This window comes from Chryseobacterium sp. WLY505 (genome assembly GCF_030846215.1).
Lineage (GTDB): Bacteria > Bacteroidota > Bacteroidia > Flavobacteriales > Weeksellaceae > Chryseobacterium.
In genome coordinates this window covers 46,638-58,245 of the sequence record NZ_JAVCWI010000011.1, presented here as the reverse complement: position 1 = coordinate 58,245, position 11,608 = coordinate 46,638, and the positions used below count along the sequence as shown (strand labels likewise).

Genomic DNA, 11,608 nt, shown 5'->3' with positions numbered 1-11,608 from the left:
CTTATGATTTTGGATATTTTAATTTTTTAAATATGATGAAAAGAATATTATTTATACTTTATCTGATAATCTGTATTAAAACTTACTCTCAATCACAAAAATTAAGAGGTGAATGGATTCTAGATAAAATTGTTCAATCTAATGGAAAAAACTTAGAAATAAATAACTCTAAGTATTCCTTCAGACTTTTGTATACTATTAATCAAGATGAATTAGTCATTTATAAGCAAAGATTCAAAGCTAAATTTTATAATGATAAGATAAATCTTGAAAATCGTACCTTCAAATACTGGTTTGAAGATAATTATCTGATATTACAAGAAGGAAATGAAATATCACTATTATTAAAAGGAGAGGATTTTATAAAAAAGTATCCAGAATTTAGACCTAAAATTGAAGTTAGAAACAATGATAGCTTATTAGTTGCCAATCAGATAATTCGACCTATATTTAACCATGAAAAAACTTTTGATGACTTCATAATTCCCTTAATGAAGCAGGAAAACTCAAAAGATATGAATGACTTATATTTTAAAATTGAATATATTCTAACCAAAGATAATAAGATTACTAATATTAAAATACTTGACAAGCGTACTCCTCAATATGACACACAGTTTGTGCAAGCATTAATGCAGGCCGAAAAATATTTTAAAAATCCTTATGGAATAGACATGTTAGTAACTGAAGAAAAACATTTTTTAAAATTGTTCCAGGATTTGAGTGACAAATCGGAGAAAGATTTATACCATATTATTGGAAATGGTTTTGAATACTATAATAACAATCAATTTGAAAACGCAATCGAAAGTCTCAGTGGACTGGATAAATTACAAATTAAAGATAATCGTTTCATCTCAAGATTTCGTGACGGATATATTAAATTAGGGATATCATATCTTGCTGTTGGAAAAAATGAACAAGCATGTACAAGCTTCAGAAAAGCTGGAGATTTAACAGATTTTGATGTTAGAAACTATTTAATTGATTTCTGCAAGTAATATGAAAAGTATCACCGTATTCTGCGGCTCAAGTTTTGGCTCGCACGACATTTACAAAGAACAAGCATTTTTATTGGGACAAACTTTAGCTCAACAAGGTATACAGCTTATATATGGCGGTGCTGATGTTGGTTTGATGGGAACCATAGCAGACGGAGCATTAGCCGAAGGAGGCAAGGTCATTGGAGTCCTTCCCCACTTTTTACAATCCAAAGAAATTGCCCACAAGAACCTGACAGAACTTATCATCGTGGAAACCATGCACGAAAGAAAAACCAAAATGAACGAACTCTGTGACGGGGTTATCGTTCTTCCCGGTGGCTATGGTACGTTGGAAGAGTTTTTCGAGATGATCACATGGGCACAGCTGGGACTTCATCAAAAACCTATCGGAATTCTGAACATTGACGGATTTTATGATGACTTGATTCAACTTATTCAGACCATGGTGGACAAAGGATTTTTAAAACAAATCAACAGTGATATGGTACTCCTCAGTAATTCAATTGATGATCTGCTGGAAAAAATGAGAAATTATCAGGCTCCTACAATCTGGAAAGTGATCAGCAAAGATGAGGTATAAAGAAAAAACCCGTCCGAATAACTCGGACGGGTTTCTTATTAAGATTAAAAAATATTTTCTAAGGATAAGGAGCTATTTCCACTTCGAGCCCTTCCATAGCATCGGCAATATGCAACTGACATCCCAATCTGCTGTTGTCTTTCACATGGAAAGCCTCAGCCAGCATGGCATCTTCTTCATCACCCATCGGTTCCAAACCGGGATCATTGATTACATATACCTGGCATGAAGCACACATCGCCATTCCTCCGCATACTCCAATAGTACCTTCTTCTGCCAATTCATAGGAACGGATAATTTCCATTAAGTTCATGGACATATCCGTAGGAGCTACGACATCGTGGGTTACCCCTTCTCTGTCGGTGATTTTAATATTAACGTCTGACATAATTCTGCAAAATTAGTCAATTTTTTTCACAACTGCCTTCTCTGCTTCTTTACGGCTTCCGTCAAATCCGTCAACACCACTTACCGTTGTATATTTTAATACGAATTTTTTACCAGGATTTAGTCTGTTGTATACACTCTGACACATTAAAGTCGCTTCGTGGAAACCACAAAGGATCAACTTCAGTTTTCCAGGGTATGTATTGATATCTCCGATAGCGTAGATCCCATCAATGTTAGTTTGATAATCAAGAGCGTTATTTACAACGATTGCATTTTTTTCGATATTTAATCCCCAGTTTCCGATCTCTCCCAATTTTGGAGTCAATCCGAATAAAGGAATGAAATAATCCGTTTCAATATCGTAAGCTTCCTGACCTTCCACTTCTACCGTGATGGCTTCTACTTTTCCGTCACCTTTAATACCGGTAACTTCAGCAGGCGTGATTAATTTGATTTTCCCTTGGTTTTTCAGATCCTGAACTTTCTCTACGGAATCCAAAGCTCCTCTGAACTCGTTTCTTCTGTGGATCAAAGTTACTTCACTGGCAACATTGGAAAGGAAGATGCTCCAGTCTAACGCGGAGTCACCTCCACCAGCAATCACCACTTTTTTATTTCTGAAGTGTTCAGGTTCTTTAACGAAATATTCAAGACCTTTTTCTTCATAGTCAGCGATATTTTCAAAAGTAGGTTTTCTTGGCTCAAAAGTCCCTAAACCTCCTGCGATGGCAATCGCTTTACATCTGTGAACGGTTCCTTTATTCGTGATCACTTCAAACCACTCATCATCTATTTTTGTATAAGAAACAGCGGTTTCCCCTAAGGTAAATCCAGGCTGGAACTGCTTGATCTGCTCCATCAGATTATCCACCAATTCTCCGGCATTCACTGAAGGATAACCAGGGATATCGAAAATAGGTTTTTTAGGATAAAGTTCCGCCAATTGCCCTCCCGGCTGTGGAAGTGCATCAATAATATGACACTTCATTTTTAATAAACCAGCTTCAAAAACTGCAAAAAGTCCTGTAGGTCCCGCACCTATGATCAATATATCAGTGGTTATCATAATCTTTAAGATAATTTAATTATACATGTAACTGCAAATTTACTAATTTTAATGCGAAGCATATTTAATTGATTCTAAATAAAAACCTGAGATTTGTCAAATATCTATCAATTAAGATTTTAAATTTGGCAATATTTTTGTAAAAGTCTTGTTATGAATAAACTTTTGAACCTTTTTGCTGTATTTATATTCTTTTTAGGCTCGGCCCAGATTGATAATATCGCAGATGGCGAATCTATTACTCTTAGAATTCACTATGGTTTCCTTAATGCAGGAACTGCCAATCTTACTACCAAACAAACTACCTACAAAGGAGTTCCTCATCTTTATGTAAAAGGAACAGGACAAACTACAGGTGCTGTAAAAGCGTTCTTTAAAGTAGAAGACTTATATGAAAGTTTCATCAATACACAGACGGGATTACCAAGCTTTTATGTCAGAAATGTACGTGAAGGAAGTTATCGTCAGCATTTTGAAACGGTTTTTAATCATGATAATAATACTTTAATTTTAACGGATAAAAAGACCCCAGCCAATGGTTCTAAGGTTTTAAAATCAGTAAAAGGTGTTCAGGATATGCTTTCATGCTTTTATTATTTAAGAAGTAAAAGTCCCGATGAATTGAAAGTAGGAACGGTTATTAATATGAATGTGTGGATTGATGATGAAATGTTTCCTTTCCAGCTGAAAGTAACAGGAACAGAAAACTTAAAGACAAAATTCGGAACCATCAACTGTTTAAAGATTATTCCATCTGTAAAGAGCGGAAGAGTGTTTAAGGAAAAAGAAGGCGTAACCATGTGGGTTTCCAATGATGCTAACCACATTCCTATGCTGTTGAAAGCTGAACTTGCAGTAGGATCACTGAAAGCGAGTATTGATGATTATAAAAATGTGAAGTACCCTTTAAAGTTCACTAAATAACAATCCTTAGTTTTAAAGATAAAACCTGTCTCAAAAGTCAAATAATTTGATTTTTGTCATTCTGATGAAGGAAGAATCTCAGCGATAATTAATAACCTGAGATTCTTCACTCCATTTCATTTCGTTCAGAATGACACTTTTGAGACAGGTTTTTGTATGTTCAATGTAATAGAATATTAATATTGATTGTCTTTATAATAGAGGCAGGCTAAAGAGCTGCAGCATATCAATACTTTATTTGAGATACCTAGCGGATTCGAACCGAAGTATGGACATAAGAAACAGACACGTGTAAATTTTTCAATAAGATCAGTTTTTAATTACGTTTTGTTTCTTAGGTCAGTAATTAAAAACAAAAAACCTCCGGAGCTCCGGAGGTTTGATTTTTTATAGCGTTTTGAATTGTTCCAGTGTTCTGATATCATTTTCAAAGAACATTCTGATGTCACTCATCTGGTAAAGAAGCATCGTGATTCTTTCAATACCCATTCCGAATGCATATCCTGAATACTTCTCAGCATCGATATTCACATTTTTCAGTACGGCAGGGTCTACCATTCCACATCCCATGATCTCAAGCCATCCTGTTCCTTTGGTAATTCTGTAATCTGTTTCAGAGTTTAATCCCCAATACACATCAATTTCAGCACTTGGCTCTGTGAAAGGGAAGAAAGAAGGTCTCATCCTGATTTTAGATTTTCCGAAAAGCTCAGTCGTGAAGAACTGAATCGTTTGCTTCAAATCTGCAAAGCTTACATTTTCATCAATATATAATCCTTCAATCTGATGGAAAATACAGTGAGAACGTGAAGAGATTGCTTCATTTCTGAACACTCTTCCCGGAGATAAAATTCTGATAGGCGGCTGATTTTCTTCCATATAACGGGTCTGTACGGAAGAAGTATGCGTTCTTAAAAGAATATCAGGATTCTGTTCAATAAAGAATGTATCCTGCATATCTCTTGCCGGATGGTATTCCGGAAGGTTAAGCGCGGTAAAGTTATGCCAGTCATCTTCAATCTCTGGTCCGTCTGCTACGGCAAAACCGATAGATTTGAAGATTTCAATAATTCTGTTTTTTACCAGATTGATCGGATGTCTTGAACCCAATTCCAATGGAAAAGCGGGTCTTGTAAGATCTTCTTTTTCAACCACAACAGAAGATGCGGAAGCATTTTTCAAATCCTCCAGTTTTACAGCAACTGCCTGCTTCAAAGTGTTGATCTTCTGTCCGAATTCTTTCTTTTGGTCGTTAGGAACTTCTTTAAATTTTTCAAAAAAATCATTAAGAACCCCTTTTTTACCGTTGTACTTGATTCGGAAGTTTTCGATATCTTCCTTAGAGGTAGCATTGAAGCCATTTACTTCGACCAGTAATTCTTCTATCTTTTCTATCATTGTTTTACCCTTTCAAAATGTTTTGCAAAAATACGATTTTAAGTTGAATAATAAGTCCGTCAAAAAAAAATCTGCCTCTTTTTCGGGAGGCAGACTTCAATCACTTATTTCACTTAAATAAAAAAATTATTTCTTTTCTAAGGCTTTAATGCTGATCTGAAGAGTTACCTCGTCTTTAATCACACCGTTTTCAGCCGGAGCCTGGAACTTCACTCCAAACTCTTCTCTCTTGATATCTTTCGGTTCAGTAGCGACACTTACTTCTCCGTCTTTCACAGAAACATTAGCCTTAAACTGAACAGGTTTTGTAATTCCTTTAATCGTTAAATTACCATCCAAAAGAGTATTATAATCACCTTCTGTAGCCGGAGTAACCTTTGTAATCTCATAAGAAGCTGTCGGGAATTTTTCAACTTCAAAGAAATCTCCGCTTTTCAGGTGGCCGTTTAATTTTCCTAAATCATCCGGACTGTCTTTCAGATCCACAGAAGTTAAAGAATTCATATCAGCAACGAATTTTCCGCTTTCCAGTTTTCCGTCTTTCACCGTCACATCTCCACTTTCAAACCTGATGGTTCCAAAATGGCTTGTATTCTCAGATTTAAATACTTTGTATCCCTTCCATTCAACCTTACTGTTTAGCGTATCCAAAGTGAACTGGCTACCTTCTTTAGTAGTCGTCACCTCATTAGTTTCACTGGTAAGTGGTTTGTCTTTTTTACAAGAAACCATTACAGCAGCAATAAATAATGCAGGAATAGCTAACGAAAACAGTTTTTTTCTCATTTTTGATTTATTTTTATTAGTTCCGCTAATATAATAAAAAAAATTATGTTTTCATAAAAACCTTACATTTGTAATATGCTATTAGAAATAAACAATTTATTTTTCTCTCACAACAAAGAAAATCCCCTGTTTCAGAACCTTAACCTAAGGTTTGAAGAAAACAGAATCATAGCTCTTGCAGGTGAAAGCGGATGTGGAAAATCCACTCTTCTTAACCTTATCTATGGTCTTTTGGATTGGGAAAGCGGAGAGATTATTTTTAACGGAACAAAGCTTTTGGGACCGAAAGGAAATCTTGTTCCGGGAGAACCTGAAATGAAATTCGTAGCACAGAATTTTGATCTTATGCCCTACGCGACAGTGGCTGAAAACGTAGGAAAATTTATTTCTAATATCAATTTAAAACAAAAAAAAGAAACCGTAACGGAGCTTCTTGAAGTGGTAGGGCTTCAAGAATTTGCGAATGTACTTCCCAAATACTTAAGCGGCGGGCAACAACAAAGAGTCGCTATTGCCAGAGCATTATCTGTACTTCCCAAGCTTCTTATTTTAGATGAACCTTTCAGTAATCTGGATTTTCCGAGAAAAATTGAACTGAGGGAAAGGCTTTTCAGATATGTAAAACAACATGGCGTTTCTCTGATTATTTCCACTCATGAGCTTCAGGATATTATGCCATGGCTGGACCAGATTGTTATTCTGCAGAACGGAAGACTGATTCAGAATGACAGCCCGGAAGAAACCTACAGAAATCCTTACAACGCTTATGTTGCTAAATTATTTGGAGAAGTGAATATTTTCAGTGAGGCTGAAGCAGAAGATTTCAAGCTTCAAAAGTTTTCTTATTATCCGAAAGAAATCAGAATTACAGAAGACGGTCTCGAAGCCGAAGTTCTTGAAAGCAGGTTTGCAGGAAATTATTATTGGAACAAATTAAGGGCAAAAGGAAAGGAACTTGTTGTGTATACGGATGAGAAAATAGCTGGAACAATACATGTTTCGTTTATTTAGCCGAAAGACTGAAACACCCATAACTCATACATTCACTTATACTTATCAATAAAAAAAGTACAAACACAAGAAACTGTTATAAAAACTTTTTCTTACATTTGTACTTCTAAAGTATAAGGAAATTTTTGGTTAATTCTCTTTCTGCCTTCCGGACGGACATTAGCAATCTTGCAATTAAGTCTTTTGAAAGATTACACTGTCCAATTTTTTCCTTTTCTTATTTTTAAGGTATAAAAAACTAAGTTTTCTTACGCTTTCTTTACAAATTCTGACTTAAGAGCCATTGCTCCGAAACCATCAATTTTACAGTCAATATTGTGATCACTTCCCGGTCTCAAACGGATATTTTTCACCTTAGTCCCCGCTTTTACCGGTTTTGGTGCTCCTTTTACCGGAAGATCTTTTACTACCACTACAGAATCTCCATCCTGAAGTTCATTTCCGTTGGAATCCAGAATTTTTCCTTCGTTGGCAGCTTCAGCAGCTGCTTCTGCCGGATCCCATTCATAGAAACATTGGGAACATACCATCATATTATCGCTCGGGTAGGTAAACTCGGAGCTGCATTTTGGACAAAGTATTGTATCACTCATCTTTTTATTTTTTGCAAAGGTAGAACTTTTTGGAGGTTGAAGTCAAGAGATAAAGTTCAGTATAGTAGATAATAAGCATACGTTAATATAACACATGACGGTGAATTAACATAAATTAAATATACTTGCTGCAAAGAAAATAAAGTATAATCATGAACAGTGTATATTTTATCAGCAAATATTTTTCATTAAGCAAAAACATAGGTGTATTTGTTCTAAAGGGAAAGGCTATTGTCAACAAATAAAAAATATCAATATTCTGAAAATCTTTACAGATTCAGTACTAAAATTTATTTCTAGCATGCAAAAAAATAATAAATACACAGACCATTCACTACTGAATCTCAGATTGTCAATAGTCAATTTTTGCTTTGCAAGGTGAATGGTGAATGCACAATCCTCCATTAGAAAACTGGTATGTACAATATATAATTACTCGTAGCCCCGCAACCGGAAACCCGAAAATTCACAAGCGAAGCGGATTCACCATTTACCATTCACTATCCACTATCCCCTTCATCTCTCCTATTCTCAAACTCTCCCACCCAAATCCTCAACTCTCAATTAAAAGTCGTATTTTTGCAGATTCAAACAGCGAAGCAAATTTATGGAACTTATTCACAGAAACTTGGCAATCGGAATTCACGATGCCTTACAGGAGACATTTTTTGAGAAAAACAAATACGCCGATAAAGTTATTGAAAGACTTTTGAAAGCCAACAGAAAATGGGGAAGCCAGGACAGAGCCGTTGTTTCTGAAATTTTTTACAATATTATCCGTTGGAAAAAACGCCTTGAATACTATATGGGTGAAGGTGTGAAACCCAACAATATCTACAAACTGATTATTGCGTATTTACTTTGGAGTAAAACCAATTATAAAAAATTCGAAGAATTTGACGGAATCAAAATCGCCGATATTCTTACCAAACTTAAAAAGAACACTGTTCCTACAAAAGCAATAGAACACTCTATTCCTGAATGGCTGGCTGAAACTCTTGAAAAAGAACTGGGTGCAAACTGGGAAAGAGAAATGATTGCTTTAAACGAGCAGGCTCCTACGGTTTTAAGAGCCAACTCTTTAAGAACCACAACTAAAGAACTTATTTCCGACCTTTCAGATGAAGGTGTTGTTTCTTATCCTGTTAAAAATTATCCTGATGCTGTTCAGCTGGAAGAAAAGAAAAATGTTTTCCTTACTACGGCTTTCAAAGAAGGATTATTTGAAGTTCAGGATGCTTCTTCTCAGAAAATCGGGTATTTCCTTGATGTAAAAGAAGGACAAAGAGTAGTAGATGCATGTGCAGGAGCTGGTGGAAAAACACTTCACCTGGCAGCATTAATGAAAAACAAAGGTCAGATTGTAGCATTAGATATCTTCGAATGGAAGCTTGCCGAGCTGAAGCGTCGTGCCAAAAGAGCAGGAGCGCACAATATTGAAACCCGTATGATCTCTGACAACAAAGTGATTAAACGTCTTCATGAAAAAGCGGACAGACTTCTGATTGATGCACCATGTTCAGGTCTTGGCGTTTTGAAAAGAAACCCGGACAGTAAGTGGAAAATTGACCAGGACTTTATTGACAGAATTAAAAAGGAGCAGCAACAAATCCTTCAGGACTATTCTAAAATGCTTAAAAAAGGAGGAAAAATGGTATATGCTACCTGTTCTATCCTTCCCTCTGAAAACAATCTTCAGGTAGATGAGTTCATCAAAAACAATCCTGGATTCAAGATGATTAAAGACGAAAAAGTAATGCCTAGCGAAGGGTATGATGGCTTCTATATGGCTTTGATTGAGAGAGTTTCTTAATTTAAATCCAATAACAATACACTAAACTACTCTATTTTCTGGAGTAGTTTTTTTTTATTTAAACCCTTTTCAAAAAAAATGTAACATTTTTTGTAACATTTAAAGTACATTCTCTACTAACTGTATAGATTAAAACCGTATTGATACTGTAGAAAGTTTAGAATACCTTTGCTGCAAACTCATTTATTTATGCATATAAGAATTGTCTTCAATGTTCTGGCTGTTTTCGTATACTGTCTGTTTTCTGCACAGACCTATGAAATTCAGTACACCAGTTCGTATAACGGAAAGGTATCAACGGATCAGCCCTCTACCATTGTTTGGGTCAATGAGAAAGAAAATTTTATTCTCAACAGTACCATTAAGGAGCAAAAAAGCAGTTATCCTTACGAGATTACTAAGGTAGAAAAACCCTCTAATACTATTGTTTCTTACGCATTTTTAAAACCGGGATCCCTTATTTCATCATCAGATACAGAGTCTGTTGGAAAACAGGATTTTGAGCTTACCAATGAAACAAAAAAGATTTTAGGATACAACTGTAAAAAAGCAGTTACAAAGGTCAATTCAAATACTATTGAAGTCTGGTACACCAATGATTTGAATTTAAAAGGCGGACCATCGGTTTTAGGCCAGAATTTAGGATTGGTTCTGGAAGTGGAAAGAAATAAAAATTCTTTAATTACAGCCGGATCAATCAAAAAAATCAAAAATACAGGGATCGAAAACATTGTAAAAGGAAACCTACAGACAACCGATCAGCTGGGATACAAAGATTTACTTTGGAAAAGCAGATTTACTACACTGAATGTTTTCGAAAATGAAACCATCAATTTCTCCGATGCCTCAAAATCTGACGCACAAATTAAAAGATACGCCAACGGAACGATCATTCTGAAAAAAATAAAATTCCCCGCGATCACAGATGGAGAAAATATTTTTGTTGAACTGAAGCAGCAATCTAACGGAGATGCTTATGACAGAACCGGAACCGTATTCTTCATTCCGCAGGACAAAGAAAAATCTTTTTTTGACGGCCTTGAGAAAGGAGCAAAAACACTTCCTGTTTACGAAAACGGAAATGGAAAACAATATTACGGAGTAACCGCTACAGAGAGCTATAGCCCAGCCATGGAAATGATGCGTTTCTTTACGGCCTTCGGAATCCAGAAGTTCAATCATATTCAACTAAAAGGAAAAGACTGGCAAACCATCAGCCCTTACCGACAGGATATTACAGAGTTGAAACCAGCTTTATCCGGAAAAGAGCTTTGGATAGGTACCTTTATTGGCAATTACGATAAAGGAGGACATAAAGTGAGCCTGGACATTACCATTCATAAAAGTGATCAGACTGTCAATAAAAACAATACCGCCATTCCTTTATTCAATACGTTAAATATTATGGAAATGGCAGGACAGGACTACTCTACCATGTTCAACCAGGATAAAGGTCTTCTTGTGACTTTCACTTTAGATAAAGATCTGAAAAATGCACAGCTAAGATATACTACAACGGGACACGGCGGTTGGGAAAATGGCGATGAGTTCGTTCCTAAAGCCAATTCTATATCGTTAGATGGAAATGCTGTATTTTCATTTATCCCATGGAGAACAGATTGTGGTTCGTATCGTTTATACAATCCTGCTTCCGGAAATTTCCAGGACGGGCTTTCATCATCAGACCTCAGCAGATCAAACTGGTGTCCGGGAACGGTTACCAATCCTAATTTCATTCCTTTGGGAAATCTCAAAGCAGGTAAACACACCATACAGGTAAAAATTCCACAGGGACCTACAGAAGGAACAAGCTTCAGCGCTTGGAATGTTTCGGGAACGTTACTGGGTATACAATAAAAACAAAACCTTCTTGCATGAGAATTGCAAGAAGGTAAAAACACAAATGATGAAAAAAAATTATTTCGAGCCACAAAGTAAGGGGTAAAATTCATATAATTAATTACCATAGATTAATAAATATGTCATTTTTATTTCGTATGGATTTATATAAATTATGGCTCAACGAAAAAAATTAATCAAAAA

11 protein-coding genes are annotated in these 11,608 nt (G+C 35.7%); 6 read left to right on the top strand and 5 right to left on the bottom strand.

Going from position 1 to position 11,608, the window contains the following annotated elements; translation table 11 throughout:
• Positions 1–32 precede the first annotated feature (32 nt).
• On the top strand, positions 33–1,001 hold the full coding sequence (locus RAH34_RS18705; protein ID WP_114820776.1) for a hypothetical protein: 969 nt from the start codon (positions 33–35) through the stop codon (positions 999–1,001).
• A gap of 1 nt (position 1,002) precedes the next feature.
• Entirely contained in the window at positions 1,003–1,584 is a 582-nt protein-coding gene (locus RAH34_RS18700; RefSeq protein WP_114820775.1) for a TIGR00730 family Rossman fold protein, read from the top strand.
• A 58-nt stretch (positions 1,585–1,642) separates the two neighbouring features.
• On the opposite strand, the gene RAH34_RS18695 is transcribed toward RAH34_RS18700, so the two are convergent.
• Complete coding sequence (locus tag RAH34_RS18695) at positions 1,643–1,972, bottom strand: 2Fe-2S iron-sulfur cluster-binding protein (RefSeq protein ID WP_034697026.1); 330 nt, start codon at positions 1,970–1,972, stop codon at positions 1,643–1,645.
• 12 nt (positions 1,973–1,984) lie between these two features.
• A complete protein-coding gene (locus tag RAH34_RS18690) occupies positions 1,985–3,040 on the bottom strand; it encodes an NAD(P)/FAD-dependent oxidoreductase (RefSeq protein WP_062675398.1) in 1,056 nt (351 codons plus the stop codon).
• Positions 3,041–3,193: 153 nt separating this feature from the next.
• Between RAH34_RS18690 and RAH34_RS18685 the strand changes: the two genes are divergently transcribed.
• Positions 3,194–3,964 (top strand): DUF3108 domain-containing protein, encoded by a 771-nt coding sequence (locus tag RAH34_RS18685; protein ID WP_114820774.1) that lies wholly within the window; start codon positions 3,194–3,196, stop codon positions 3,962–3,964.
• 387 nt (positions 3,965–4,351) lie between these two features.
• Here RAH34_RS18685 and pheS read toward each other — a convergent pair whose 3' ends face one another.
• Entirely contained in the window at positions 4,352–5,362 is a 1,011-nt protein-coding gene (gene pheS, locus RAH34_RS18680; protein ID WP_076596202.1) for a phenylalanine--tRNA ligase subunit alpha, read from the bottom strand.
• Positions 5,363–5,488: 126 nt separating this feature from the next.
• Entirely contained in the window at positions 5,489–6,148 is a 660-nt protein-coding gene (locus RAH34_RS18675) for a YceI family protein (RefSeq protein ID WP_306597124.1), read from the bottom strand.
• Positions 6,149–6,223: 75 nt separating this feature from the next.
• Here RAH34_RS18675 and RAH34_RS18670 point away from each other — a divergent pair, with 75 nt between their 5' ends.
• Complete coding sequence (locus RAH34_RS18670) at positions 6,224–7,159, top strand: sulfate/molybdate ABC transporter ATP-binding protein (protein WP_306597123.1); 936 nt, start codon at positions 6,224–6,226, stop codon at positions 7,157–7,159.
• Between the two features lie 248 nt (positions 7,160–7,407).
• Here the strand turns inward: RAH34_RS18670 and RAH34_RS18665 are convergent, their stop codons facing one another.
• Positions 7,408–7,752: a zinc ribbon domain-containing protein YjdM gene (locus tag RAH34_RS18665; protein ID WP_306597122.1), complete on the bottom strand. Its 345-nt coding sequence runs from the start codon at positions 7,750–7,752 to the stop codon at positions 7,408–7,410.
• A gap of 607 nt (positions 7,753–8,359) precedes the next feature.
• On the opposite strand from RAH34_RS18665, the gene RAH34_RS18660 reads away from it, so the two are divergent.
• Together RAH34_RS18660 and RAH34_RS18655 are read left to right on the top strand one after the other, a co-directional pair.
• Positions 8,360–9,565, top strand: a complete 1,206-nt coding sequence (locus RAH34_RS18660; RefSeq protein ID WP_114820771.1) for an RsmB/NOP family class I SAM-dependent RNA methyltransferase — start codon at positions 8,360–8,362, stop codon at positions 9,563–9,565.
• Between the two features lie 189 nt (positions 9,566–9,754).
• Positions 9,755–11,422 (top strand): GLPGLI family protein, encoded by a 1,668-nt coding sequence (locus tag RAH34_RS18655; protein WP_306597121.1) that lies wholly within the window; start codon positions 9,755–9,757, stop codon positions 11,420–11,422.
• The last annotated feature ends 186 nt before the right edge of the window (positions 11,423–11,608 follow it).